Source organism: Acidovorax sp. SRB_14 (assembly GCF_012932145.1).
Taxonomy (GTDB): Bacteria; Pseudomonadota; Gammaproteobacteria; order Burkholderiales; family Burkholderiaceae_C; genus Simplicispira.
Window position 1 is genome coordinate 156,149 of sequence record NZ_MWOK01000002.1, and the last position, 25,394, is coordinate 181,542.

The 25,394-nt window shown below is 65.6% G+C and carries 20 protein-coding genes; 3 read left to right on the plus strand and 17 right to left on the minus strand.

Going from position 1 to position 25,394, the window contains the following annotated elements; translation table 11 throughout:
* The first annotated feature begins 202 nt into the window (after nt 1–202).
* The gene (locus tag B2J86_RS02675) at nt 203–2,419 is read left to right on the plus strand and encodes a bifunctional diguanylate cyclase/phosphodiesterase (RefSeq protein WP_173024662.1); all 2,217 of its coding nucleotides are present in this window, start codon (nt 203–205) and stop codon (nt 2,417–2,419) included.
* A gap of 32 nt (nt 2,420–2,451) precedes the next feature.
* On the opposite strand, the gene B2J86_RS02680 is transcribed toward B2J86_RS02675, so the two are convergent.
* From B2J86_RS02680 to B2J86_RS02720, 9 genes are all read right to left on the minus strand, one after another.
* On the minus strand, nt 2,452–3,195 hold the full coding sequence (locus tag B2J86_RS02680) for an amino acid ABC transporter ATP-binding protein (protein WP_169633156.1): 744 nt from the start codon (nt 3,193–3,195) through the stop codon (nt 2,452–2,454).
* An 18-nt stretch (nt 3,196–3,213) separates the two neighbouring features.
* The gene (locus tag B2J86_RS02685) at nt 3,214–4,317 is read right to left on the minus strand and encodes an amino acid ABC transporter permease (RefSeq protein WP_169633155.1); all 1,104 of its coding nucleotides are present in this window, start codon (nt 4,315–4,317) and stop codon (nt 3,214–3,216) included.
* 3 nt (nt 4,318–4,320) lie between these two features.
* The gene (locus B2J86_RS02690; protein WP_169633227.1) at nt 4,321–5,496 is read right to left on the minus strand and encodes an amino acid ABC transporter permease; all 1,176 of its coding nucleotides are present in this window, start codon (nt 5,494–5,496) and stop codon (nt 4,321–4,323) included.
* Between the two features lie 108 nt (nt 5,497–5,604).
* Nucleotides 5,605–6,639: an amino acid ABC transporter substrate-binding protein gene (locus B2J86_RS02695; RefSeq protein WP_169167203.1), complete on the minus strand. Its 1,035-nt coding sequence runs from the start codon at nt 6,637–6,639 to the stop codon at nt 5,605–5,607.
* 275 nt (nt 6,640–6,914) lie between these two features.
* Nucleotides 6,915–8,249: a phosphoglucosamine mutase gene (gene glmM / locus B2J86_RS02700; protein ID WP_173024664.1), complete on the minus strand. Its 1,335-nt coding sequence runs from the start codon at nt 8,247–8,249 to the stop codon at nt 6,915–6,917.
* A 154-nt stretch (nt 8,250–8,403) separates the two neighbouring features.
* A complete protein-coding gene (locus tag B2J86_RS02705; RefSeq protein ID WP_173024665.1) occupies nt 8,404–11,100 on the minus strand; it encodes a molybdopterin-dependent oxidoreductase in 2,697 nt (898 codons plus the stop codon).
* Nucleotides 11,101–11,379: 279 nt separating this feature from the next.
* Nucleotides 11,380–12,243, minus strand: a complete 864-nt coding sequence (folP, locus tag B2J86_RS02710) for a dihydropteroate synthase (protein ID WP_173024666.1) — start codon at nt 12,241–12,243, stop codon at nt 11,380–11,382.
* Nucleotides 12,244–12,314: 71 nt separating this feature from the next.
* Entirely contained in the window at nt 12,315–14,237 is a 1,923-nt protein-coding gene (gene ftsH / locus B2J86_RS02715) for an ATP-dependent zinc metalloprotease FtsH (protein WP_169167207.1), read from the minus strand.
* A 157-nt stretch (nt 14,238–14,394) separates the two neighbouring features.
* Nucleotides 14,395–15,057, minus strand: a complete 663-nt coding sequence (locus B2J86_RS02720; protein ID WP_169167208.1) for an RlmE family RNA methyltransferase — start codon at nt 15,055–15,057, stop codon at nt 14,395–14,397.
* 32 nt (nt 15,058–15,089) lie between these two features.
* Between B2J86_RS02720 and B2J86_RS02725 the strand changes: the two genes are divergently transcribed.
* Both B2J86_RS02725 and B2J86_RS02730 read left to right on the plus strand, forming a co-directional pair.
* Entirely contained in the window at nt 15,090–15,566 is a 477-nt protein-coding gene (locus tag B2J86_RS02725) for a YhbY family RNA-binding protein (protein WP_169167209.1), read from the plus strand.
* Between the two features lie 4 nt (nt 15,567–15,570).
* Complete coding sequence (locus B2J86_RS02730) at nt 15,571–16,326, plus strand: glycosyltransferase (RefSeq protein ID WP_169167210.1); 756 nt, start codon at nt 15,571–15,573, stop codon at nt 16,324–16,326.
* Nucleotides 16,327–16,344: 18 nt separating this feature from the next.
* Here B2J86_RS02730 and B2J86_RS02735 read toward each other — a convergent pair whose 3' ends face one another.
* The 8 genes from B2J86_RS02735 to lpxA form a co-directional block, all read right to left on the minus strand.
* Nucleotides 16,345–16,770 carry a DUF4149 domain-containing protein gene (locus tag B2J86_RS02735; RefSeq protein WP_169167211.1) on the minus strand — a complete coding sequence of 142 codons (426 nt, stop codon included), beginning with the start codon at nt 16,768–16,770 and terminating at the stop codon, nt 16,345–16,347.
* Nucleotides 16,771–16,794: 24 nt separating this feature from the next.
* Complete coding sequence (greA, locus tag B2J86_RS02740) at nt 16,795–17,271, minus strand: transcription elongation factor GreA (protein ID WP_169167212.1); 477 nt, start codon at nt 17,269–17,271, stop codon at nt 16,795–16,797.
* Nucleotides 17,272–17,424: 153 nt separating this feature from the next.
* Nucleotides 17,425–20,694 carry a carbamoyl-phosphate synthase large subunit gene (carB, locus tag B2J86_RS02745; protein ID WP_169633152.1) on the minus strand — a complete coding sequence of 1,090 codons (3,270 nt, stop codon included), beginning with the start codon at nt 20,692–20,694 and terminating at the stop codon, nt 17,425–17,427.
* Complete coding sequence (carA, locus tag B2J86_RS02750; RefSeq protein WP_173024667.1) at nt 20,687–21,859, minus strand: glutamine-hydrolyzing carbamoyl-phosphate synthase small subunit; 1,173 nt, start codon at nt 21,857–21,859, stop codon at nt 20,687–20,689. The genes carB and carA overlap by 8 nt, the downstream gene beginning before the upstream one ends.
* A gap of 177 nt (nt 21,860–22,036) precedes the next feature.
* The gene (locus tag B2J86_RS02755) at nt 22,037–22,834 is read right to left on the minus strand and encodes an RNA methyltransferase (RefSeq protein ID WP_169167215.1); all 798 of its coding nucleotides are present in this window, start codon (nt 22,832–22,834) and stop codon (nt 22,037–22,039) included.
* A complete protein-coding gene (gene rnhB, locus B2J86_RS02760; RefSeq protein WP_173024668.1) occupies nt 22,831–23,460 on the minus strand; it encodes a ribonuclease HII in 630 nt (209 codons plus the stop codon). The genes B2J86_RS02755 and rnhB overlap by 4 nt, the downstream gene beginning before the upstream one ends.
* On the minus strand, nt 23,432–24,592 hold the full coding sequence (gene lpxB / locus B2J86_RS02765) for a lipid-A-disaccharide synthase (RefSeq protein ID WP_173024669.1): 1,161 nt from the start codon (nt 24,590–24,592) through the stop codon (nt 23,432–23,434). The genes rnhB and lpxB overlap by 29 nt, the downstream gene beginning before the upstream one ends.
* A 4-nt stretch (nt 24,593–24,596) precedes the next feature.
* Nucleotides 24,597–25,385 carry an acyl-ACP--UDP-N-acetylglucosamine O-acyltransferase gene (lpxA, locus tag B2J86_RS02770; RefSeq protein WP_173024670.1) on the minus strand — a complete coding sequence of 263 codons (789 nt, stop codon included), beginning with the start codon at nt 25,383–25,385 and terminating at the stop codon, nt 24,597–24,599.
* Between the last annotated feature and the right edge of the window lie 9 nt (nt 25,386–25,394).

Genomic DNA, 25,394 nt, shown 5'->3' on the forward strand with positions numbered 1-25,394 from the left:
AGACGGTCATGACGCGCCCATGTCCGTTGCGCGGCAAATTCATGACACCCATAACACTTCGGTGCGGCACCCAGCGGCTCCAACACAAGGCGAAAAACCCGGGCCATGCCTGCGTAACAATTGCATGCGCCTAGCCCAAAATCCCCCTGCGCTGATACACTTTCGTACACTTTCCAGCCCACTTGCGACCGCCAGCGGCGACATGTCCTTTTTGCACGACGCACCCGTTTTTTCGGAAGTTATCGACCCTGTCGACGCCCCCTTGCAACGCGCGCTGCGCGAGCAGCAAGTGCTGCTCGACAGCGCGGGCGCCGGTATCGTTTTCATCCGCAAGCGCCGGGTGGTCCGCTGCAATCCGCGTTACGCAGAGATTTTTGGCTACCGCTCGCAGAATGAGCTCGTCGGCTACAACAGCGAAGGCTTCCACCCCCACCGCGCCGCGTTCCAGGAGCTGGGTCGCGCGGCCTACCCGGTGCTGTCGGGCGGACAAACCTACCGCACCGAGCGCACCATGCGCCGGCGCGACGGCGCGCTGTTCTGGGCACGGCTCACGGGCAGCCTCATCAACCCGCAGGACACATCCGAGGGCTCCATCTGGATCATCGACGACATCGATGACCAGCGCAGCGCCCAGGCCCTGCTGGACGCAGCCCTGTGGGAAAAGCAGGCACTGTTCGACAACGCCATGGTCGGCATCGTATTTCTGCGCGAGCGCCGCCTGACGCGCTGCAACCAGCATTTCGAGCAAATGCTTGGCTACAGCCCGGGCGAACTGCTGGGCAGCCTCTCGCGCCGCTGGTACACCAGCGACGCCGAGTGGGAGCATGTCGGGCAGCGCTGCTATGGCCCGCTGTCGCAGGGGCTGTCGTTCGAGGGCGAACTCACGCTGCGCAAAAAGGACGGCTCGATCGTGGTGTGCGAGGTGCGCAGCAAGGCCGTGGACCCCGCGCACCCGCAACGCGGCACGGTGTGGATCACCATGGATATCACCGAGCGCCAGCGCTCACAGGCCGCATTGGCGCGTGTCCACGAGGAACTTGAGCAACTGGTGCTGGAGCGCACCCGCCAGCTCAGTGAAACGGTCGACAACCTGCACCGCGAAATCAACGACCGCCGCCAGGACCAGGAGCGCATCTATTGGCTGGCCCATTACGACGCCCTGACCGGACTGCCCAACCGCGCGCTGCTGGCCGAGCGCAGCCAGCATGCCATCCACGCGGCGCAGCAGAGCCAGACCCCGCTGGCGGTCATCTTTCTGGACCTGGACCACTTCAAGCATGTGAACGACTCGCTGGGCCACCGTGTGGGCGACGCGCTGCTCGTGGCCATTGCCAAGCGCCTGCGCTCGGTCGTGCGCGACAAGGACACGGTGTGCCGGCTCGGGGGCGATGAGTTCATCCTGCTGTTGCCCGGCGCCAATGCCCGGGGCGCGGCGCGCGTCGCCGACAAGCTGCTGCAGGCCTCGCGCCTGCCCTACCAAATCGACCACCACGAACTGACGATGGCGCCTTCGATGGGCATCGCACTGTTTCCTGATGATGGCGCGGACTTCGACACGCTGAGCCAGTGCGCCGACGTGGCCATGTACCGCGCCAAACTCGACGGGCGCAACACCTACAGTTTTTTCACGCCGCAGATGCGCGCGCTGTCGGTGCGTGCGCTGCAGCTGGAGAATGCGCTGCGCCGCGCCCTGGAGCGCGGACAGTTCACGCTGGTCTACCAACCGCAGATTTGCCTGGACTCGGGTGTTATCACGGGCGTCGAAGCGCTCCTGCGCTGGCACCATCCCGAGTTGGGGCCCATCGCGCCGTCCGAGTTCATTCCGATCGCCGAAGATTGCGGCCAGATTCTCCCGATTGGCGAGTGGGTGCTGCGCACGGCGCTGGCGCAATTGCAGGCCTGGCGCGGGCAAGGCGTCGAGCTCAAGACCATGGCGGTCAACCTCTCTGCGGTGCAGTTCCGCCAGCCCCAGCTGCCCGAGCTCATCACGCGCATCCTGGAAGAAACCGGACTGCCCGCCGACTCGCTGGAGCTGGAGCTGACCGAGGGCGTGGCCGTGGACGACCCGCGCGCCGCCATCGACACCATGGACCGCCTGCACGCGCGTGGCGTGCGCATGTCCATGGACGACTTCGGCACCGGCTATTCCTCGCTGAGCCAACTCAAGCGCTTCCCGATCTACAAGCTCAAGATCGATCAGTCGTTCGTGCGCGATTTGGGCGAGGACAACAACGACCGCGCCATCGTCAGCGCCATCATCCGCATGGCGCAGGCCCTGGGCATGCAGACGACCGCAGAAGGCGTCGAGACACACGAGCAGCTGAGTTTCCTGCGCGAGCAAGGCTGCACCGAAGCACAAGGCTATTACCACGGCCGCCCCCTGCCTGCCGCCCAGCTGCTGGAGAGGCTGCGCCGCTAGCCTGCGCGCAGGTCCCCAGCCGGGATAGGCGTTCAGTGCCCCAGGATCTTGGACAGGAAGTCGCGGCTGCGTTCGTTTTCGGGGTGGTTGAAAAATGCCTCGGGCGTGTTCTGCTCGACGATCTGCCCCTGGTCCATGAAGATCACCCGGTCGGCCACGGCCTTGGCAAAGCCCATTTCGTGCGTGACGCAAATCATGGTGATGCCTTGGTTGGCCAGCTCGATCATCACGTCGAGCACTTCCTTGATCATTTCCGGGTCCAGCGCCGAGGTGGGCTCATCGAACAGCATGATTTTGGGGGTCAGGCACAGCGCGCGCGCAATGGCCACGCGCTGCTGCTGCCCGCCCGACAGCTGCAGCGGGTACTTTGCGGCCTGCTCGGCGATGCGCACACGCTCCAATTGCTGCATGGCGCGCGCCTCGGCCTCCTTCTTGGGCAGCTTGCCCACCCACATGGGCGAGAGCGTGAGGTTTTCCAGCACGGTGAGGTGCGGAAACAGGTTGAACTGCTGGAACACCATGCCGACCTTTTTGCGCACATCGTCAATGGCACGCACGTCGTCGCTCAGCTCCACGCCATCGACCACCAGCCGGCCCTGCTGATGCTCTTCGAGGCGGTTGATGCAACGGATCAGCGTGGACTTGCCCGAGCCCGATGGCCCGCAGACGACGATGCGTTCGCCGCGCGCCACATCTAGGTCGATATCGCGCAACACATGGAAGCTGTTGCCGTACCACTTGTTGACTTTGTCGAAGGTGATGATGGATTCAGGCATGGGCATTGGTGGCGGGGCTCAGCGTTGCCGGCCCTTGTTGGCCTGCTTTTCCACCCAGCGGCTGTAGCGCGACATGGAGAAGCAGAAAATGAAATAGATCAGCGCAATGAACAGGTAGCCTTCGATCTTGAAAGGCCGCCAGTTCGCGTCGGAGTTCAGCGCCAGGTCCAGCGCGCCGGTCAACTCGTACAGGCTCACGATGGCCACCAGCGACGTGTCCTTGAAAATGGAGATGAAGCTGTTCATGATGCCCGGCACCACCAGCGCCAGCGCCTGCGGCAGCACGACCTTGCGCTGGGTCTGCCAGTACGACAGCCCCAGCGTGGCCGCGGCCTCCACCTGGCCCTTTGGAATGGCCTGCAGCCCGCCGCGAATCACCTCGGCCAGATAGGCCGCGGCAAACAGCGTGATGCCCACCAGCACGCGCACCAGAACATTGACCGTGAGCCCTTGCGGCATGAACAGTGGAAACATGAACGAGGCCATGAACAGCACCGAGATCAGCGGCACACCGCGCACCAGTTCGACGTAAATGGTGCAGGCGCTGCGAATGGCAGGCAAGGACGACACCCGCCCCAACGCCACGAGCAGCGCGATCGGAAACGCCAGCGCAATCGACAGCGTGGACAGCAGGATGGTCAGCGGCAGCCCCCCCCAGCGGTCGGTCTCGACACGCGACAACCCGGCCACGCTGCCATGCATCAAGGCAAAAAACACCGCCAGCACCAGCACCCACAGCACCGGCAGCCAGGGCCGCCAGAACGCGCGTGTGCAGCTGGCCACCAGCAGCGCCATCACCAGCAGCGTGGCCACCAGAGGACGCCATTGCTCTTCGTACGGATAGCGGCCAAAGAGGATCAGGCGGTATTTTTCGGCGATCACGCCCCAGCAGGCGCCCGCACCCGGTGCGCGGCAGGCCTCGACCTGGGGCAGCCAGACCGCCTTGACCAGCGCCCAGTACAAGACTTGCGGCACATACCACAGCAGCAGGCCACCGACCAGCACGGTGGCCAGTGAGGTCTGCCAGTCTCCCAGCAGATTGGTGCGCACCCAGGCCAGCGCTCCCTCCGTTTTGATGGGGGCTGGACGCGGTGGAATCGGGACAAAGGTTTGGGCGGCCATGGTTCAGCGCTCCCGGATGGCGGCGCGCGCGTTGTACCAGCCCATCAGCAGCGAGGTGAGCAGCGAAGTGCTCAGATACACCGCCATGACGATGGTGATGCACTCCACCGCCCGGCCCGTCTGGTTCATGGCGGTGTTGGCGATCGACACCACGTCGGGGTAGCCGATGGCCACGGCGAGCGAGGAATTCTTGGTCAGGTTGAGGTACTGGTTGGTGAGCGGCGGGATGATCACGCGCAGCGCCTGCGGCAGCGTGACCAGGCGCACCTCCTGCCCCCGGCTCAGGCCCAGCGCAGCAGCCGCCTCCCCCTGCCCGCCCGGCACCGACATGATGCCGGCACGCACCACCTCGGCAATGAAGGCCGTGGTGTAGACCGTCAGGCCGAGCAGCACGGCTGTGAATTCGGGGGTGACGGCACCACCGTTTTCGATCGAAAAATCGCCCTTGAACGGCACGTCGAATGCCGCCGGCGCCCCGCCCAGCCACCATCCCAGCAGCGTCGCCAGCAGCACGATGGCCACAGGCGCAAGCCACAGGCTGGGCGGCTGGCCCGTGGCCTCGAAGCGCCGCAGGGCCCAGCGCCTGTACCCCGAGGCCAGCACGACGCCCCCCACCAGCCCGCCCGCCGCCCAGCCATGCCCGGCAGACCAGACAGGAATCGGAAAGTTGAATCCGCCCTTGCTCAGGAAGAACGGTCCGAGCTTCCAGGCGTCGACCGTGGAAGGCAGAATTTCGGTGAGCAGCAGGTACCACATCAGCAACTGCAGCAGCACCGGAATGTTGCGAAAGCACTCTACATAGGCGGTGCACAGCCCGCGCACCAAGGCGTTGCGGGAAAACCGCCCGACGCCGATGAGCGTGCCCAGCAGCGTGGCCAGGACGATGCCCACCACGGCCACGCGCAAGGTGTTGGTGATGCCCACGCCGAAGGCGCGCCAATACGACTCGGCGGAGTCGAACGGGTACAGGCTCTCGCCGATGGAGAACCCCGCAGGCTGGCTCAGGAAGTCAAAACCGCTCTGGATGCCCCGCACCCGCATGTTGAGCAGGGTGTTGTGCGCCAAAAACCAGATTCCAAGGCCGATCAGCACTACGGCCAGAAGCTGGTACACCGCGCCCCGGAAGGCTTGGCTGCGCCAGGACCATGTGCGCTTTTTGGGCGGGGCAGTTGGAAACATGGGCACCAGATCTCGTTGAGAGCAACAGCGCTGCAGAGCCTGCAGCACCCTCCGTGGCCTGGGCTGCGCCGGCGCACACCGGCTGGCCAAGGCCCGCTGTATGCGCGCTCAGCGCACGGGATCGGCGTACATCAGGCCGCCGTTGTTCCACTGGTTGTTGAGGCCGCGCGGCAAGCCCAGGGCCGATTTGGGCCCGACATTGCGCTCGAAGATCTCGCCGTAGTTGCCCGTCGCCTTGAGTGCGTTGGCCATCCAGTCCTTGCCCAGGCCAAGGAGCTTGCCCATGTCTTCCGTCACGCCCAGGATGCGCAACACCACCGGGTCCTTGCTGGTGGTTTTCATCTGCTCCACATTGGCCTGGGTGATGCCGTATTCCTCGGACTCGATCAGGCCGTAGATCACCCACTTGACGATGGCGAACCACTCATCGTCCCCGCGGCGCACCATCGGTCCCAGGGGCTCCTTGGAGATCAGGTCGGGCAGGATGGTGTGGTCCGCCGGGGTGGCGGCCTGCTTGTTGCGGATCGACGCCAGGCCCGAGGCGTCGGTGGTGTACGAGATGCATCGGCCCGAGAAATAGGCCGCCACGGCGGCCTCCTCCTTCTCGAACACCACGGTCTTGATGTTGAGGCTGTGGGCCTTGGAGTAGTCGGTCAGGTTCTTTTCGGTGGTGGTGCCGGACTGCACGCACACCGTCTGGTTCTTGAACTGCTTGGCGCTCTTGATGCCACTCTTGACTGGCACGATGAAGCCCTGGCCGTCGTAGTACGTGACGACCGTCTGGTTCAGGCCCAGCGATGCATCGCGCGTGAGCGTGAAGGTCGTGTTGCGCGAGAGCACATCGATCTCGCCCGATTGCAGCGCCGTGAAGCGCTGCTGCGCCGTCAGCGGCACGTATTTCACCTTCTCTGCATCTCCAAGCACCGCCGCGGCCGTCGCGCGGCAGATGTCCACGTCCAGCCCCGACCATTTGCCCGTGGAGTCGGCCGCCGAAAAACCCGCCAAACCCGTGTGGACGCCACAGACCACCTGCCCGCGCGACTTGATGCCGTCGAGCGTTTTGCCCGCATGGGCGGGCAAGGCAAGCAGCGTGCTGGCCGCTGCCAAGGTGATTGCTGCCCACTTGAATTCGCTGATTTTCATGGCGGTCTCCGATGTGTGAAATGTCACAAAAAGCCGCCGCGGTGCGCGGCAGCCCTGGAGTCGCACCTTAACGAAAGCACTCTGTTACTTGCATCGGGGTTTACACGCGCGCCGGTGCAAACCCGCACAGCCGACGCTTTGAACCCTTGACCAGGGTGAGGATGCCAGGCCCGCCATGCGCGCCCGCGCATCCACCGCTGCGCCGGCAGAATCCAAGTCAAATGGGCCTCAAACGCTTATGGATAAATCGTTGATAGCTATCAATATGATGGCAATCAACCGCGCCGGGCGGCGTCGGCCAGCCGCTCTGCGCAGGCGCTGGCCTGGGCTGCGTCGCGCGCCTCCACCATCACGCGCAGCAGCGGCTCGGTGCCACTGGCGCGGATGAGAATGCGGCCTGAGCGGCCTAGCTCGGCCTCGACGGCCCGGGTTTCTTCGGCCAGCAGGGCATTGCATTTCCAGTCCTGGTCCGGCGGCAGGCGCACGTTCAACAGCACCTGCGGGAACAGCACCAGATCGGCCAGCGCCTGTGCCAGGCTCTGGCCCGTGCGCACGCAGGTCTGCAGCACCTGCAAGGCGCTGACCAGGCCATCACCGGTAGTGTGCTTGTCGAGCACCAGCAAGTGGCCCGAGCCCTCTCCGCCCAACATCCAGTGGTGCTGGGCCAGCGCTTCGAGCACGTAGCGGTCGCCGACCTTGGCGCGCACGAACTTCACGCCGCGCGCCTGCAGGGCCAGCTCCACCGCCATGTTGGTCATCAGCGTGCCCACCACCCCGGGCACATGCTCATCGCGCCCCATGCGCTCGCACACCATCAGGAACAGCAACTCATCGCCGTTGTACAGGCGGCCATCCGCGTCAACCATCTGCAGCCGGTCGGCATCGCCGTCGAGGGCGATGCCGAAGTCGGCGCGGTGCGCACGCACCGCCTGCACCAGCGCGGCCGGGTGCGTGGCGCCCACGCCGTCGTTGATGTTGACGCCATCGGGGGTGCAGCCGATGGCAATGACCTCGGCGCCCAGCTCATGGAACACCATGGGCGCAATCTGGTAGGCCGCGCCATGGGCCGCGTCCACCACGACCTTGAGGCCGCGCAGCGTGAGGTCGTGGGAAAAGGTGCTCTTGCAGAACTCGATGTAGCGGCCTGCGGCATCGTCGAGCCGGCGCGTCTTGCCCAGCGAAGCCGAATCGGCCCACACCGGGGGCTCGTCCAGCGCGGCCTCGACCGCCAGCTCCCAGGCGTCGGGCAGCTTGGTGCCCTGGGCGCTGAAAAACTTGATGCCATTGTCGGGAAAGGCATTGTGGCTGGCAGAGATCACCACCCCGAGGCTCGCGCGCTGGGCGCGGGTGAGGTAGGCCACGCCGGGTGTGGGCAAGGGTCCGAGCAGCACCACATCGACGCCGGCGGAGTTGAAGCCGGATTCGAGCGCGCTCTCCAGCATGTAGCCCGAAATGCGCGTGTCCTTGCCGATCAGCACCGTGGGGCGCTCTTCGGTCCGCTTCAGTACGCGGCCGACGGCATGCGCCAGGCGCAGCACAAAATCGGGGGTGATGGGCGCCTGGCCGACGGTGCCCCGAATGCCGTCGGTGCCAAAGTATTTTTGAGTCATGGAGTCGGTGTGACGCTGCTGTTTTGTCGCATTTGAGTCTAGCGCACGGCGCGGCCGCCCATGTCCCTCTCGGCCCGCAGTGCCCACAAAGCTAAAAATCCCCGCGAGGCCGTGGCCGGCATCGCGGGGCTGCGCAGGGGGCCAAGGGCCGGGGTCAGGGCTTGGCGTTCTTGAGCAGGAACTCCAGCACCAGCTTGCGCTCGCCGTCGTCCAGGCCGGCCCGCGGGAACATGCTTTGCGTGATGCCCAGCCACTGCGTGCCGTTGAACTGGCCAGGGTCGCGCGGGCCATGGCAGACCGTGCAGCGCTGGTAGAAGATCTTCTCGCCCGGGCTCAGCGACGCCATCGACTTTTCCTTGAGCGCCACCGCGCGGTCCAGGCCATAGAACTTCTCGTCGAATTGGACCGTCCGCTTGACCGACTTGGAAGGCTCGAAGGCGCGCGTCGGGCTTTCCGGGTCCTTGCACTTGCGCAGCTTGGCCAGGCAGGTGTCTGCCGTGGTGGCCTGGCTCAGCGCGCTGGCACGCCGGCTGCTGGTCAGGAAGTTGACCAGGCCGTTGTTGCAGCGCCCCTTGCTGTCGAGTTGCGGCCAGCCGCCTTCGTAGATGCTGACCACGCCGGGCATGATCTTGTCGGACAGCACGGCCCCGACGACGATGGAGCCGCGGTCGTTGTAGAGCTCGACCAGGTCACCATTCTTGATGCCGCGCTCGCGGGCATCCTGCGTGTTCACGACCAGCGGCTCGCGCCCCTGCACCGCATACAGCTTGCGCAGCGGCTCGGCGTTGGCCATTTGCGAGTGCAGGCGGTAGAAGGGGTGCGGGCTCACCACATGCAGCTCGCCCTTTTTCGCGTTGCCCAGGTACTCGGCAGGTTCGAGGAACTTGGGCATGGGCGGGCAATCGTCGAGCTGGAGCTTGTCGATGGTGGCGGAATACATCTCGATCTTGCCGGTGGGGGTGTGCAGCGGGTTCTTCACCGGGTCGGTGCGGAAATCGCCGTGGCGCACCCACTTGCGCGCCTCCTCGGGCACCTTGATCTCGGCCACGCCGGCCTCCCAGAACTTCTCCCACGGCAGTTGCGCCGCGGCCGAGCTGCCCTCGTAGGCCAGTTTGACGTAATCGAGCGAGGTGAGGCCTTCGGTGAAGGCGTATTCGACGCCGCACAGCGCCGACAGGCGGCGGAAGATTTCAAAGTCGTCGAGCGCATCGCCCACCGGCGCAATCACCTGCTTCATGGCAAAGATCTTGTCGATGCCATAGGTGCCGCCCGAAGAGATGTCGTTGCGCTCGAGTGTGGTGGTCGCCGGCAGCACGATGTCAGCCCAGCGCGTCGAAGCCGTCCACCAGCAGTCTTGCACCACGATCGTGTCCACCGTCTTGAAGGCACGGATCAGCTCGTTGATGTCCTGCTGGTGCGACAGCAGGTTGTTGCCGGCGTTGTAGATCATTCCGACATGGTCGGGATACTGGTAGGTCGTGCCGTTGTAGGTGAACGATTTGCCGGGGTTGTTCAGCATCTCGCTGATGCGGGAGGCAGGGCAGATTTTCTTGACCGGGTTGCGGCCCTGCGACATGCCGCGCGGGCCCGTGCCACCCGACTGCGGCATGCCGCCGCCGCCGTAGTGCCAGCTGAAGCCCACGCCCTGACCAGGCAGGCCGATGTTGCCGACCATGCAGGCGAAGTTGACGATGGCCCAGTACGGCATTTCACCGTGGTGCGCGCGCTGGATGGCCCAGGAGCCCGCGAACTGCGTGCGCTTGCTGGAAAACAGGTCGGCCAGTTCGCGGATCTTGGCGGCGGGAATGCCGGTGATCGCGGCGGCCCACTCGGGCGTCTTCGCTGGCGTGCCATCGGCGTCCTTGCCCAGCAGGTACGCCAGGAAGCGGTCAAAGCCCACCGTGTATTTGTCGATGAACGCCTGCTTGTGCTTGCCTGTCGTGTAGACGTGGTAGCCCATCGCCAGGAACAGTGCGGTGTCGGTGTTGGGAACGATCTTGACCCACTCCGAACCCATTTTCTCGTCGGTGGTGGTGACCTGCGGGTTGATCGACACAAATTTCACCCCCGCCTTCTTGATCGCGTCCCAGTGGTCGTACATCTCATGGTCGGCCACGGTGTATTCAATGCGGTTGTTCTTGTTCGGGTCGCAGCCGATGAACACAAACACTTCGGTGTTGTCGCGCACCTGCTCCCAGGCGGTCTGGGCCGAATACACCTCCATGTCGCCGATCACATACGGCATGATGATTTGCGCCGCACCCCCCGAATAATCGCCCGTGGTGACCGAGCAGCCGCCCAGCAGGTTGAAAAATCGGCCCTGCAGCACGTTGGGGCGAAAAATGCCGGCATGCGACCAGCCGCCATACGAGCTGCTGAACACGCCCTCGTTGCCGTGTTTTTCGATGGTGTCGAGAATGGCCTTGGCGGTCAGGCCCAGTGCGACGTCCCAACTCACCTCGACGAACTCTTCCTTGCCGCGCAGCTCGGGCTTGCGGTTGCCCTGCAGTCCGTCCAGGTAGGACTTGCGCACCATCGGTGCCTTGATCCGGGTCTTGTCATAGGTGCGGCCCAGCACCCCCAAGGTCAGCATCTCGGTCGGGCGGGCGTCGGCGCGCGTGGGGGTCACTTTTTCCAGTCGGCCATTTTTCACCGATGCGATGAAGGGGCCGTAATGGGTGGCATGCGCCACTGTGCCCGTCCAGGTGGCGTAGGCAATGCCAGGCGCCGAGGTCGCAGGCGTTTGCGCAAAAGCCCGGGCAAAAGGCCCCACCGGAAACAGGCTGGCAGCCAGACCTGCCGTGCCGACCGCGCCAGCAGCGCCGAGTAGATTGCGTCGAGACAATGCCATTTGCAACTTTCTAAGTCCTTGAAGTGGTCTTAGGGTAACCCCTGAGACATTTAATGACAAGAATCAAGGGACCAGTTGCCAACACCAATGAACTCGGCATGCGCCAGGTCAACATCCCGTCACATTGGCTGCGCAAAAAACCGCAACAGCGCCACCAGACCACAGGCACGGGCACGGGCACGTTGTCACGCCCGACGCGGTACCAGACGCCGCCAGGGAAAAGACGCGGTGCTCGTCACGGCGCACCCTGCTTGGAGGGTCCTGGGTCGGACAGTCGTTCTATGGGCGCTGCGGCACAGGGCTTGCAGCCGCTGCCGTGCCCGATTCCATAGCGCGCCAGACCGCCAGGGCCTGCACCGTTTCGCGCACGTCATGCACGCGCACGATGCGCGCACCGCGCTCCACGGCGAGCAGCGCAGCGGCCACGCTGGGCTGCAGCCGCTGGTCCACGTCCAGCCCCGTGACAGCGCCCAGCGATGATTTGCGCGACCAGCCTGCCAGCACCGGATAGCCCAGCGCCAGCAGCTCCCGCTGGCGTGCCAGCAGCGCGAAGTTCTGTTCCACGGTTTTGCCGAACCCAATGCCGGGGTCGAGCACAATGCGGGTCTTTTCGACCCCTAGCGCTTGCAGGGCATGCGCTGATTGCTCTAAAAACAGGAGCACTTGCGGCAGCACATCGCCCACCATGGGCGCAAGCTGCATGGTCTGGGGGTCGCCGTGCATGTGCATCAGGCAGACACCGCAGCGCGGGTGCCGTGCCACCACCTGCGCCGCACCGGGCTGGCGCAGCGCCCAGATGTCGTTGACGATGTCGGCACCCAGGTCGAGCGCCGCCTGCATGACCTCGGGCTTGTAGGTGTCGATGGAGATCGGCGCACCCAGGCCGACCGCGCCGCGCACCAGCGGCAGCACACGCGCCAGTTCCTCGTCCAGGCCCACGGCCGGGCTGCCGGGGCGGGTGGATTCACCGCCGATGTCGAGGATGTCGGCACCGTCCTTGAGAAGCTGCTCGCAGTGGCGCAGCGCCGCAGCAGTCGAACCATGGCGCCCCCCATCAGAGAAGGAGTCCGGGGTCACATTGACGATGCCCATGGTGAGCGGGCGTGTCAGGTCCAGGGTGAAACGGGTGGTTTGCCAGAGCATGGGGATCCAGAAAAAAGAAAACAAAAACGGGGCTGCAAGCCCCGTTGTGGTGGTGAAAAGGCGCCTTGGCGTCAGGCGACCGTGGGCGCAGGCTCCGCGGCGACGGCCGGCGAGCCACCGCTCGGGCCATCACCCGACGAGGGCGGAGGCGTGCGCGGCGTCCAGTCCTTGGGTGGCCGCGGCTCCTTGCCGGCCATGATGTCGTCCAGCTGCTCGGAGTCGATGGTCTCCCATTCGAGCAGGGCCTTGGCCATGGCGTGCATCTTGTCGCTGTTGTCTTCAATCAGCTTGCGCGCCAGGGCGTACTGCTCGTCGATGATCTTGCGCACTTCCTGATCGACCTTCTGCATGGTCGACTCGCTCATGGTCGTGGTCTTGGTGACCGAGCGACCGAGGAAAACTTCGCCCTCGTTCTCGGCATAGACCATCGGGCCCAGCGCGTCCGTCATGCCGTAGCGCGTGACCATGTCGCGCGCGATGGACGTGGCGCGCTCGAAGTCGTTGCTGGCGCCCGTGGTCATCTGGTGCATGAACACTTCCTCGGCAATGCGGCCGCCAAACAGCATGCTGATCTGGTTCAGCATGAATTCCTTGTCGTAGCTGTAGCGGTCCTGCGAGGGCAGGCTCATGGTCACGCCCAGAGCACGGCCGCGCGGAATGATGGTGACCTTGTGCACCGGGTCGCACTTCGGCAAAAGCTTGCCGATCAGCGCGTGGCCCGACTCGTGGTAGGCCGTGTTGCGGCGCTCTTCCTCGGGCATGACCATGCTCTTGCGTTCCGGGCCCATGAGGATTTTGTCCTTGGCCTTTTCAAAGTCCTGCATTTCCACGGTGCGCGCGTTGCGGCGCGCAGCCATCAGGGCCGCTTCGTTGCACAAGTTGGCCAGATCGGCGCCCGACATGCCGGGCGTGCCGCGCGCGATGATGCCGGGGTTGACGTCCTGGCTCACCGGGATCTTGCGCATGTGCACATTCAGGATCTGCTCGCGGCCGCGGATGTCGGGCAGCGTGACGTAGACCTGGCGGTCAAAACGGCCGGGGCGCAGCAAGGCCGCATCCAGAATGTCAGGGCGGTTGGTGGCAGCCACCACGATCACGCCGAGGTTGGTTTCGAAGCCGTCCATCTCGACCAGCATCTGGTTGAGGGTCTGCTCGCGCTCGTCGTTGCCACCGCCCAGGCCGGCGCCGCGCTGGCGACCGACGGCGTCGATTTCGTCGATGAAGATGATGCAGGGGGCATTCTTCTTGGCGTTCTCGAACATGTCGCGCACGCGGGCCGCGCCCACGCCGACGAACATTTCGACAAAATCCGAACCCGAGATCGAGAAGAAAGGCACCTTGGCCTCGCCGGCGATCGACTTGGCCAGCAGCGTCTTGCCGGTGCCCGGAGGGCCGACCAGCAGCAGACCACGCGGAATGCGGCCGCCGAGCTTCTGGAACTTGTTCGGGTCCTTCAGGAAGTCCACGACTTCCTTGACTTCTTCCTTGGCCTCGTCGCAGCCGGCGACATCGGCAAAGGTCACGGTGTTGTTGTTCTCGTCCATCATGCGCGCCTTGCTCTTGCCAAAGCTGAAGGCGCCGCCCTTGCCCCCGCCCTGCATCTGGCGCATGAAATACACCCACACCCCGATCAGCAGCAGCATCGGCCCCCAGCTGACCAGCAGCGTCATGAGGAGCGAGCCCTCTTCGCGCGGCTTGACGTCGAACTTGACGTTGTTGTTGATGAGGTCGCCGACTAGGCCACGGTCAAGGTAGGTGGCGGTGGTGCGGATGCGGCGGTCATCGTTGGTGACGGCCACGATCTCGGTGCCGCCCTGGCCTTCCTGGATGGTGGCGCTCTTGATGCGGTTGCCGCGCACTTCTTCCAGGAATTCCGAATAGCCGACATGGCCTGCGGCAGCACCGGCGCGCGTGTCAAATTGTTTGAACACGGTGAAGAGCACCATGGCGATGACAAGCCACACGGCAATTTTTGAAAACCACTGATTGTTCAAGCGGGACTCCAGAGAGAGTGGCGGGAAACAGGCATGACCTATGTGGACCCGATTTTAGGCGTTTCAACCCGAGGCCCTTGGGCAATGCCCCCTCGCGGCCATGGGCGGAATGCGGACTTTAGGGGCCAGCGACGGTGTTGTTGACCTGCGGCAAGCTTCAGGCCGTGCTTTTGAGACCGATGCCCACCAGAAAGGTTTCCGAGGATTTGTCACGCGATGCCTTGGGCTTGACCGGCTTGACCACGCGAAAGGTGTCCTTGAACAGTTGCACCAGCGGCGCATAGGCGCCGCCATGGAACAGCTTGACCACCAGCGCACCCTCGGGCTTCAGGTGCTGGCAGGCGAAGTCCACCGCCAGCTCGACCAGGTGCGCAATGCGTGCGGCGTCGGTCGATCCGATACCCGAGAGGTTGGGCGCCATGTCCGAGACCACCACGTCCACCTGGCGGCCCTGCAGCGCCTGCTCGAGCTGCTGCAGCACCTCGGGCTCGCGGAAATCGCCCTGCAGGAACAGCACACCCTCGATGGGTTCCATGGGCAGGATGTCCAGGGAAATGATGCTGCCGTTGAGCCCCCCCGCGGCCGCGCCCGTCGGCGAGAGGCGGCGGCGCACATACTGGCTCCAGGCACCCGGCGTGCTGCCCAGGTCGACCACGGTGTGGCCGGGACGGATCAGTCCGAACTGTTCGTCGATTTCCTTGAGCTTGTAGGCGGCGCGCGCGCGAAAGCCCTCCTTGTGGGCCAGTTTGACGTAGGTGTCGTTGACATGGTCGTTGAGCCACGCCTTGTTCACCTTCTTGCTTTGGGTTTTGACTTTCATGCTTCTTTCATCCTGCCTCGATAATACGGCCCATGCCCCAAATTGAACTCACTCCGGCCGAGCGCCGGGAACAACGCGCCCAAGCCCACCACCTGGCCCCCGTGGTCCTGATCGGCGGCGATGGCCTCACCCCTGGCGTGCGCAAGGAAATCGATGCCGCGCTGAACGCCCACGGCCTCATCAAGGTGCGCGTCTTCAACGATGACCGCGCCGCGCGCGAGCTGATGTACCAGGAACTGGCCGCCGACCTGAACGCCGCTCCCATCCAGCACATCGGCAAGCTGCTCGTGCTGTGGCGCCCGCAGCCCGAAAAAGAGCGCGCCGCCGCCGACGAGGACCGCATGCCCGGCCCGCGCGACGTGAAGGTCATGAAATACAGCAAGCGCGGCGGCCAGCGCCCCGAGATCAAGACCCTGCGCGTGCTCGGCAACCAGCGCCTGACCTCGGGTGGCCAGATCAAGCGCGCCAAGCCGAAGAAGAAATCCATCAAGAAGCGCCAGGCCGACTGACGACATGAGCGCGACCGCCCCTGCCGCCACGGCCGCCCAGCGCCATGTGATCTGCATGAAATGGGGCCGCAAGTACGGCCCCGAGTACGTCAACCGCCTATATGCGATGGTGCGCCGCCACCTGAGCGGCGACTTCCACTTCGTCTGCCTGACCGACGACAGCGCCGGCATCCGCAGCGAAGTGCAGTGCCTGCCGATTCCCCCACTGGACCTGCCTGCGGGCATTCCCGAGCGCGGCTGGAACAAGCTGGCGACCTTCCAAGCCGACCTGCACGGTCTGCGCGGCACCGCGCTGTTCCTGGACGTGGATGTGGTCGTCACCGGCAGCCTGGACGACTTTTTCACGCAGCCCGGTGAATTTCTCATCATCCACGACTACAAGCGGCCCTGGCGCATCACCGGCAACTCGTCGGTCTACCGCTTCGAGCTGGGCGCGCATCCGGACGTGCTGGCGTATTTCCGCGGCCACTTTGCCGAGATCCGTCGGCAGTACCGCAACGAGCAGGCCTACCTGTCGGATTTCCTGCACAAACAGGGCAAGCTGGCCTACTGGCCCAAGGACTGGTGCCCCAGCTTCAAGTACGACGGCATTCCGGCCTGGCCGACCAATTACTGGAAAGCCCCGTTCGTGCCCCCGGGCGCGCGCATCGTCATTTTTCATGGGGAATGCAACCCGCCCGACGCGCTCGCGGGCCGGCGCAACCGGCGTTTTCGCTTCATCCAGCCCGCCACCTGGGTGGCCGAGCACTGGCACGAATAGACGGGCGGCGTGCCGGGATCAGGCCGCCTGTTTTGCAGGGCTGCGCAGCGTGTGCCACAGCACCGTGAACGCGCAGGCCCATTGCGCCAGGTACAGCACGCTGCCCACGCTGTGCCACAGCCGCAGGTCCTGGCGCGCCACGATGCGCGGCGCCACGCCGAACTGCGACAGCAGCGCCAGCAACAAGCCACCGACTATAAAAACAATAGCTGCTTTCGCCCATGGGTATTGGGTTACAGAGCCTTTTGGCCTTGAAACAAGCAGTAAAAGCATGCAGCACACCACCGACACCCAGGTCTGCGCGGCAAACAGGCGCGCGGCCATTCCGCCCGCCAAGGCGGGCGTGGGCAGGTGGGCGAACAGCAGCGGCACGACCAGGAATCCCACGGTGCTGAGGCTGCCCCACCACAGGGCGGCAATGAGCGCTGGCAATCGGGCACGCATGACCGGGATTCGCCTTGCCGCGCCTCAGGCGTAGCTGACGCCGACGATCTCGTAGCGGCGGATGCCGCCCGGCGCCTGCACTTCGGCGGTGTCGCCGGACTCCTTGCCGATCAGCGCGCGCGCGATCGGGCTGGAGATGTTGATCAGGCCCAGCTTCAGGTCGGCCTCGTCTTCGCCGACGATCTGGTACTTCACGGCGTCGCCCGTGTCCTCGTCTTCCAGCTCGACGGTGGCGCCAAACACCACGCGCCCGCCGGCGTCCAGCGTGGCCGGGTCGATGACCTGGGCCACGGAGAGCTTGCCCTCGACCTCCTGGATGCGGCCTTCGATGAAGCCCTGGCGGTCCTTGGCGGCCTCGTACTCGGCGTTCTCGCTCAGGTCGCCCTGGGCGCGCGCCTCGGCGATGGCGGCAATCACCGCGGGTCGGTCCACGGTCTTGAGGCGGTGCAACTCGGTCTTGAGCTTTTCAGCACCGCGCTTGGTAATCGGAATGGTGGCCATGTCTTGAGTCTCCACATACTTGATGCGCCGCACAGGGCGCGGCGAAATCCGCGTCGGGCATACATGCCATTGCGACGCCCCAAAAGCAAACCGCCGCACGTTGCCGCGCGGCGGTGTTGGTTCAGGCGGCCATTATGCCGCTTTTGGAAATGCTCACGCCAGCAGTTGGGCGTGCATTTCCTGCACCGAGATCACGTCCAGTTGCTCCAGGTGCTGCATGCCTTCGACGGCCGCTTCGGCGCCGAAGATGGTCGTGAAGGTGGTCACGCGCGCCAGCAGCGACGAGGTGCGGATCGCCCGCGAGTCGGAGATGGCGTTGCGGCGCTCCTCCACCGTGTTGATGACCATGACGATCTCGTCGTTCTTGATCATGTCCACGATGTGCGGACGGCCTTCGGTCACCTTGTTGACCACCTTGACCGGCACGCCCGCGGCCTCGATGGCCGCCGCCGTGCCCTTGGTCGCCACCAGTTCGAAGCCCAGGGCCACAAGCTGGCGCGCGATGTCGACGGCACGCGGCTTGTCGGCATTCTTCACCGTCATGAACACGCGGCCCGAGGTCGGCAGCTTGGTGCCGGCACCCAGCTGGCTCTTCACAAAAGCCTCGCCAAAGGTCTTGCCCACGCCCATCACCTCGCCGGTGGACTTCATCTCGGGGCCGAGGATGGTGTCCACGCCGGGGAACTTGACGAAGGGGAACACGGCCTCCTTCACGCTGAAGTACGGCGGCGTCACCTCGTGGGTGATGCCCTGCGACGCCAGCGTCTGGCCCACCATGCAGCGCGCGGCCACCTTGGCCAGCTGGATCCCGGTGGCCTTGCTGACGAAGGGGACCGTGCGCGAGGCGCGCGGGTTCACTTCGAGCACATAGATCACGTCCTTCTTGGCGCCGTTCTCTTCCACTTCCTGGATCGCGAACTGCACGTTCATCAGGCCCACCACATTCAGGCCTTCGGCCATGGCCGCGGTCTGGCGCTTGATCTCGGCCACGGTCGCGGCCGACAGGTAGTACGGTGGCAGCGAGCAGGCCGAGTCGCCGCTGTGCACGCCGGCCTGCTCGATGTGCTCCATCACGCCGCCGATGAAGGTGACGCCCGCAGAATCGCGCACGCAGTCCACGTCGCATTCGATGGCATTGGAGAGGAAGCGGTCGAGCAGCACGGGCGAGTCGTGGCTCACCTTGACAGCCTCGCGCATGTAGCGCTCGAGGTCGCGCTGCTCGTGCACGATTTCCATGGCGCGGCCACCCAGCACGTAGCTCGGGCGCACCACCAGCGGGTAGCCCAGCGCAGCGGCCTTCTCCAGCGCCTCGGGCTCGGTGCGCGCGGTGGCGTTGGGCGGCTGGCGCAGGTTGAGCTTGTGCAGCAGGGACTGGAAGCGCTCGCGGTCTTCGGCCGCGTCGATCATGTCGGGGCTGGTGCCGATGATGGGGACGCCCGCGGCCTCCAGGTCGAGCGCGAGCTTCAAAGGCGTCTGGCCACCGTACTGCACGATCACGCCGACGGGCTTTTCCTTGTCGACGATCTCGAGCACGTCTTCGAGCGTGACGGGCTCGAAGTACAGGCGGTCGGACGTGTCGTAGTCGGTCGAGACGGTTTCGGGGTTGCAGTTGACCATGATGGTTTCATAACCGTCCTCACGCATGGCGAGCGCCGCGTGCACGCAGCAGTAATCGAACTCGATGCCCTGGCCGATGCGGTTCGGGCCCCCGCCGAGCACCATGATCTTGTTGTTGGTGGTCGGCTCGGCCTCGCACTCGCCGTCGCCGTTGCCTTCGTAGGTCGAATACAGGTAGGCGGTGTCGGTGGCGAATTCGGCGGCGCAGGTGTCCACGCGCTTGTACACGGGGCGCACGTTCAGCGCATGGCGGGCTTCGCGCACGGCCTTTTCGGTGATCTTGAGCAGCTTGGCCAGGCGGCGGTCGGAGAAGCCCTTTTGCTTGAGCGTGCGCAGCGTGGCGGCGTCGAGCGCGGCCAGGGCGCCCTCGCCTTTTTCGGCCACCAAGCGGTCGATGTCGAGCTCGATCTTCACGATCTGCTCGATCTGCACCAGGAACCAGCGGTCGATCTTGGTGAGTTCAAACACCTCATCGACCGACAGGCCCATGGCGAAGGCGTCGCCCACGTACCAGATGCGCTCGGGGCCGGGCTCGCCCAGTTCCTTTTCAAGCACTTCGCGGTCCTGCGTCTTCTCGTTCATGCCGTCCACGCCCACTTCCAGGCCGCGCAGGGCTTTCTGGAAGGATTCCTGGAAGGTGCGGCCCATGGCCATCACCTCGCCCACGCTCTTCATCTGGGTGGTCAGGCGGCTGTCGGCCGTGGGAAATTTTTCGAACGCGAAGCGCGGGATCTTGGTGACCACGTAGTCGATGCTGGGCTCGAACGAGGCCGGCGTGGCACCGCCCGTGATGTCGTTCTTGAGCTCATCGAGCGTGTAGCCGACGGCCAGCTTGGCCGCCACCTTGGCGATCGGAAAGCCCGTGGCCTTGGAGGCCAGCGCCGAGGAGCGCGAGACGCGCGGGTTCATCTCGATCACGACCATGCGGCCGTCGTTGGGGTTGATGGCGAACTGCACGTTCGAGCCCCCCGTGTCCACGCCGATCTCGCGCAACACGGCCAGGCTGGCGTTGCGCAGGATCTGGTATTCCTTGTCGGTCAGCGTCTGTGCGGGGGCCACGGTGATCGAGTCGCCGGTGTGCACGCCCATCGGGTCGAGGTTCTCGATCGAACAGACGATGATGCAGTTGTCCGCGGTATCGCGCACCACTTCCATCTCGAACTCTTTCCAGCCGAGCAGCGACTCTTCGATCAGCAACTCGTTGGTGGGCGAAGCTTCGAGGCCGCGCTTGCAGATGGTCTCGAACTCCTCGGGGTTGTAGGCGATGCCGCCGCCGGTGCCGCCCAGCGTGAAGCTGGGTCGGATCACGGTGGGAAAACCCATTTCCTTTTGCACCGCCCAGGCTTCGTCCATGCTGTGGGCAATGCCCGAGCGCGCCGAACCCAGACCGATCTTGGTCATGGCATCCTTGAACTTCAGGCGGTCCTCGGCCTTGTCGATGGCTTCGGGCTTGGCCCCGATCAGCTCGACCTTGTACTTGTCGAGCACGCCGTTGTGCCAGAGGTCCAGGGCGCAGTTCAGCGCCGTCTGGCCACCCATGGTCGGCAGGATGGCATCGGGGCGCTCCTTGGCGATGATCTTCTCGACCGTTTGCCAGGTGATGGGCTCGATGTAGGTAACGTCGGCGGTGGCCGGGTCCGTCATGATCGTCGCGGGGTTGCTGTTGATCAGGATGACCTTGTAGCCCTCCTCGCGCAGCGCCTTGCAGGCCTGCACGCCCGAGTAGTCGAACTCGCAGGCCTGGCCGATGATGATGGGACCGGCGCCGATGATCAGGACGCTTTTGATGTCTGTGCGCTTAGGCATTCTTGTGTGTCTCCATCAGGTCCGTGAAGCGGTCAAACAGGGTGTCGATGTCCGACGAGCCAGGCGAGGCCTCGGGATGGCCCTGGAAGCTGAATGCTGGGCGGTCGGTGTGCTCCAGGCCTTGCAAGGTGCCATCGAAAAGGCTCAGGTGCGTGGCCCGCAAGTGGGAGGGCAGCGCGTCCAGCTCGACCGCAAACCCGTGGTTCTGGCTGGTGATGCTGACGCGGCCGGTGGCCAGCTCTTTCACCGGGTGGTTGGCGCCGTGGTGGCTGTGGACCATCTTGAACGTCCTGGCGCCGGCGGCCAGGGCCATGATCTGGTGTCCCAGGCAGATACCGAACGTGGGAACGCCGCTGTCCACGATGGTGCGCACTGCCTCGATGGCGTAGGTGCAGGGTGCCGGGTCGCCCGGGCCGTTGGACAGGAACACGCCGTCGGGCTGCAGCGCCAGCACATCGGCCGCCGGCGTTTGCGCCGGCACCACCGTCACCTTGCAGCCGCGCTCGGCCAGCATGCGCAGGATGTTGCGCTTGACACCGAAGTCATAGGCAACGACATGGAACCGGGGTGCGGTCTGCGTGCCGTAGCCCTGGCCCAGCGTCCATTCGGTTTCTGTCCAATCGTAGGAGGTGCCGGTCGTCACCACCTTGGCCAGGTCCAGGCCGGCCATGCTGGGCGCGGCCTGCGCAGCGGCAATCGCCTGGTCGATGTGTGCCTGCGTCACGGCTTCGCCCACGGCCAGGCCAACGATGGCGCCGTTTTGCGCGCCTTGGCTGCGCAGCAGACGGGTGAGCTGGCGGGTGTCGATGTTGGCGATGGCCACGGTCCCCTCGCGCACCAGGTAGGCGGACAGGGTTTCGGTGGAACGAAAGTTGCTGGCCAGCAAGGGCAGGTCTTTGATGACGAGGCCTGCGGCTTGGACTTTATGGGATTCGACGTCCTCGGCATTGACCCCATAGTTGCCGATGTGCGGATACGTGAGCGTCACGATCTGCTGGCAGTAGCTGGGGTCGGTGAGGACTTCCTGGTAGCCGGTCATGGAGGTGTTGAACACCACCTCGCCGACGGTGGTGCCAGTGGCACCAATCGAATTGCCGATAAAGACCGTGCCGTCTGCGAGCGCCAGGATGGCGGGCGGGAAGGTTCCCTGTAGAGACAAAAGCACTGGGTACTCCGGTTTGGTTACGGTTACGCCCAGCGGCGCAAGAGACAAGTCTCTTGCAAAAGCTTTTGTGGGGGTCGGCTAAGAAGCTGCGCTAGGCGTATGTGGGTGCGGAAAAGCCGCCCATTATAGCCAGCGCAATGCCGCCAATGCCGGCCGAACGCAGGAAAACCCGGCCTCTTACCGGGTTTGCGCGGACGCCGCGAAGGCGCCGACCGCGCTGGCGTGCAGGCAGATCGCGGCCGCGGCGGCCACGTTGAGCGACTCCTCGCCGCCCGGCTGGCCGATGCGCACCGACAGCGCCGCGCGCGCCGCGACGGCCTCGCCCACGCCCTGCCCTTCATGGCCCAGGGCCCAGGCGCAGGGCCAGGGCAGGTGCTGCTGCTGTATCAGCGCGCCTTCGTGCGAGCTGGTCACGATGAGCGGCATCTGCAGGGCCTCGAGCGCATCGGGCTCCAGTGCCTCGACCAGGCGCAGACCGAAATGCGCGCCCATGCCGGCGCGCAGCACCTTGGGCGCCCACAGCGCTGCCGTGCCCTTGAGCGCCAGCACCTGGCCAAAGCCGAAAGCGGCGGCGCTGCGCAGGATGGAGCCGACGTTACCGGCGTCCTGCACGCGGTCCAGCACCACGGTGGCGGTCGAGGGCGCCAGCGCGGGCGCGGCGGGAACGTCCATCAGGTAGCCCATCTGCGCGGGCGACTCCAAGCCGCTGATGTCGGCAAACAGCGCATCCGCGAGGACTATTATTTTGATAGCTGTTTGCGCATACTGGGCGGGCGCCAAAGGCCAAAAAGACTCCGAAAACACGGCGACGGCGGGCGCCAGGCCGCGGGCCAGCGCCGCGCGGCACAGGTGGTCCCCCTCCAGCCAGACGCGGCCCTGCTTGCGGTAGGCCGTGCTGTCCTGCGCCAGGCGCCGCAGGTCCTTGACGAAGGCGTTGTCGCGCGACTGGATGTGGGTGACCTGGGCGGACGTCATGCAGGGCTCCGGTGCAAAAGCTGCGCCACGGGCGCGAACGAGCTGCGGTGCAGCGGGCTGGCGCCGTGCGCGCGCAGCGCCGCCAGGTGGGCCGCCGTGCCATAGCCCTTGTGGCCGGCGAAGCCGTACTCGGGGTACTGGCCATGCACCTGCGCACACCAGCGGTCGCGGTGCACCTTGGCCAGGATGGACGCGGCCGAAATGGCTTGGACCAGGGCGTCGCCCTTGACGATGGCCTCGGCGGGCACGTCGAGCACCGGCAGGCGGTTGCCGTCGACCAGCACCATCACGGGCTTGAGGCGCAGGCCGAGCACGGCGCGGCGCATGGCCAGCAGGGTGGCCTGCAGGATGTTCAGGCGGTCGATTTCTTCGACGCTGGCCTCGGCAATGCTGCAGCACAGCGCCTTGGCGCGGATCTCGTCGAACAGCGCTTCGCGCCGCGCGGCGGTGAGCTTCTTGGAATCGGCCAGGCCCGCGATGGGGCGCAGGTCGTCGAGGATGACGGCCGCCGCCACCACCGGCCCGGCCAGCGGGCCGCGGCCGGCCTCGTCCACCCCGGCCATCAGGCCGGGTGGGTGCCACTGCAGGCAGTGCTGCTCAGGGGTGGAGGATTTTGCGGATCGCATCGGCGGCCAATTGGGGAGTGTTGCGCTGCAGGCTGTGGTGCAGCGCGGTGAAGCGCTGCGCCAGCGCAGCCATGCGTTGGGGGTTGTCATGGCGGTCGTCGAACCACTGCAGCACGGCCGCGGCCAGAGCCTGCGGCGTGGCGGCGTCCTGGATCAGCTCGGGCACGACGAAGTCGCCACACAGAATATTGGGCAGGCCCACCCATGGCTGCAACTGCTTGCGCCGCATCAGGCGCCAGCTCAGGGGGTGCATGCGGTAGCCGATGACCATGGGGCGCTTGAACAGCGCAGCCTCCAGCGTGGCCGTGCCGCTGGCGATCAAGGTCACATCGCAGGCGGCCAGCACCGTGTGCGACTGGCCGGTGACGATGTGCACAGCGTCGCCGAGGCCGCACTCCTGCGCCATGCGCGCGATCCGATCGCGCAGCGCGGGCACCGCCGGCACTACCATTTTGATAGCTGGATGCGTTTGCCTGATAAGCGCTGCAGCCTGAAAGAACGCCGGAGTGATGTACTGCACCTCGGCCCGCCGGCTGCCCGGCAGGATGGCCAGGACCGCGTCGTCCAGGCCCAGTCCGAGCCGCGCGCGCGCGGCCGCGCGGTCGGGCTCCATCGGGATGACGGCGGCCAGCGGGTGCCCCACGTAGGTGGCGGCAATGCCGTGGCGCGCCAGCAGTTCGGGCTCGAACGGGAAGATGCACAGCACATGGTCGGTGCTGCGGCGGATTTTCTCGACCCGCTCGGCCCGCCAGGCCCAGATCGACGGACAGACGAAATGCACGGTCTTGACGCCGGCGGCGCGCAGGTCGGCCTCCAGGCCCAGGTTGAAGTCGGGCGCGTCGACACCGATGAACACGTCGGGCTTGTGCTGCAGCAGGCGCGCGCGCAGCTGCTTGCGAATGCCGATGATTTCGGCCAGGCGGCGCAGCACCTCGAAGCTGTAGCCGTGCACGGCCAGCTTCTCGCTCGGCCACCAGGCATCAAAGCCGCGCTGCGCCATCTGCGGTCCGCCGATGCCCTGGCTGGGCAGGTCGGGCCACAGGCTGCGCAGGCCATCGAGCAGCAGGCCGGCGAGCAGGTCGCCAGACGTCTCGCCCGCCACCATCGCGACGCGAGGTACTGGATGGGTCATGGGGTCAACGCGCGATGCCGCGCGCGGAGGTGTCAAGAAAGGCCAGCAGGAGCGCGATGTCGCCCTCTGCCTCCGGGTGCATGCCGGGCAGTTCGGCAATGGCGCTGCGCGCGGCCTCGAAGGTCAGGCCCTGGCGGTACAGCAAGCGGTGCATCTGCTTGATGGCGGCGATGCGGGCGGGCGAGAAACCACGCCGGCGCAGGCCTTCGAGGTTGAGCCCGCGCACGGCCAGCGGGTTGCCGTCGACCATCATGAAGGGCGGCACGTCCTGCGAAATGTGGCTGGCAAAACCGGCCATCACGTGCGCGCCGACCTGGGTGAACTGGTGCACCCCGGTCAGGCCGCCAATGATGGCGCGGTCGCCCACGTGCACGTGGCCGGCCAGCGTCGCGTTGTTGGCCAGGATGGTCTGGTCGCCCACCACGCAGTCGTGCGCGATGTGCACGTAGGCCATGATCCAGTTGTCGTTGCCGATGGTGGTCACGCCCCGGTCCTGCGCGGTGCCGGTATTGAAGGTGCAGAACTCGCGGATGGTATTGCGGTCGCCAATCACCAGGCGCGTGGGTTCGCCTGCGTACTTCTTGTCCTGCGGCGCGGCGCCGAGCGAGGCGAACTGGAAAATGCGGTTGTCGCGGCCGATGGTGGTGTGTCCCTCGATCACGCAATGTGCGCCCACGGTGGTACCCGCACCGATGGTGACCTGGGGACCGATCACGCAGTACGGGCCAATGTGGACCGAGCTGTCGATGCGCGCCTGCGCGTCAACCACAGCGGTGGGATGGATGCTGCTCACGGAAAATTC

Bases quoted from the DNA above. Each gene is read 5' to 3' on its own strand.
- B2J86_RS02675 (WP_173024662.1), top strand. From the start codon at position 203: ATGTCCTTTTTGCACGACGCACCCGTTTTTTCGGAAGTTATCGACCCT.
- B2J86_RS02680 (WP_169633156.1), bottom strand. From the start codon at position 3,195: ATGCCTGAATCCATCATCACCTTCGACAAAGTCAACAAGTGGTACGGC.
- B2J86_RS02685 (WP_169633155.1), bottom strand. From the start codon at position 4,317: ATGGCCGCCCAAACCTTTGTCCCGATTCCACCGCGTCCAGCCCCCATC.
- B2J86_RS02690 (WP_169633227.1), bottom strand. From the start codon at position 5,496: ATGTTTCCAACTGCCCCGCCCAAAAAGCGCACATGGTCCTGGCGCAGC.
- B2J86_RS02695 (WP_169167203.1), bottom strand. From the start codon at position 6,639: ATGAAAATCAGCGAATTCAAGTGGGCAGCAATCACCTTGGCAGCGGCC.
- glmM (WP_173024664.1), bottom strand. From the start codon at position 8,249: ATGACTCAAAAATACTTTGGCACCGACGGCATTCGGGGCACCGTCGGC.
- B2J86_RS02705 (WP_173024665.1), bottom strand. From the start codon at position 11,100: ATGGCATTGTCTCGACGCAATCTACTCGGCGCTGCTGGCGCGGTCGGC.
- folP (WP_173024666.1), bottom strand. From the start codon at position 12,243: ATGCTCTGGCAAACCACCCGTTTCACCCTGGACCTGACACGCCCGCTC.
- B2J86_RS02720 (WP_169167208.1), bottom strand. From the start codon at position 15,057: ATGAAAGTCAAAACCCAAAGCAAGAAGGTGAACAAGGCGTGGCTCAAC.
- B2J86_RS02725 (WP_169167209.1), top strand. From the start codon at position 15,090: ATGCCCCAAATTGAACTCACTCCGGCCGAGCGCCGGGAACAACGCGCC.
- B2J86_RS02730 (WP_169167210.1), top strand. From the start codon at position 15,571: ATGAGCGCGACCGCCCCTGCCGCCACGGCCGCCCAGCGCCATGTGATC.
- B2J86_RS02735 (WP_169167211.1), bottom strand. From the start codon at position 16,770: ATGCGTGCCCGATTGCCAGCGCTCATTGCCGCCCTGTGGTGGGGCAGC.
- greA (WP_169167212.1), bottom strand. From the start codon at position 17,271: ATGGCCACCATTCCGATTACCAAGCGCGGTGCTGAAAAGCTCAAGACC.
- carB (WP_169633152.1), bottom strand. From the start codon at position 20,694: ATGCCTAAGCGCACAGACATCAAAAGCGTCCTGATCATCGGCGCCGGT.
- B2J86_RS02755 (WP_169167215.1), bottom strand. From the start codon at position 22,834: ATGACGTCCGCCCAGGTCACCCACATCCAGTCGCGCGACAACGCCTTC.
- rnhB (WP_173024668.1), bottom strand. From the start codon at position 23,460: ATGCGATCCGCAAAATCCTCCACCCCTGAGCAGCACTGCCTGCAGTGG.
- lpxB (WP_173024669.1), bottom strand. From the start codon at position 24,592: ATGACCCATCCAGTACCTCGCGTCGCGATGGTGGCGGGCGAGACGTCT.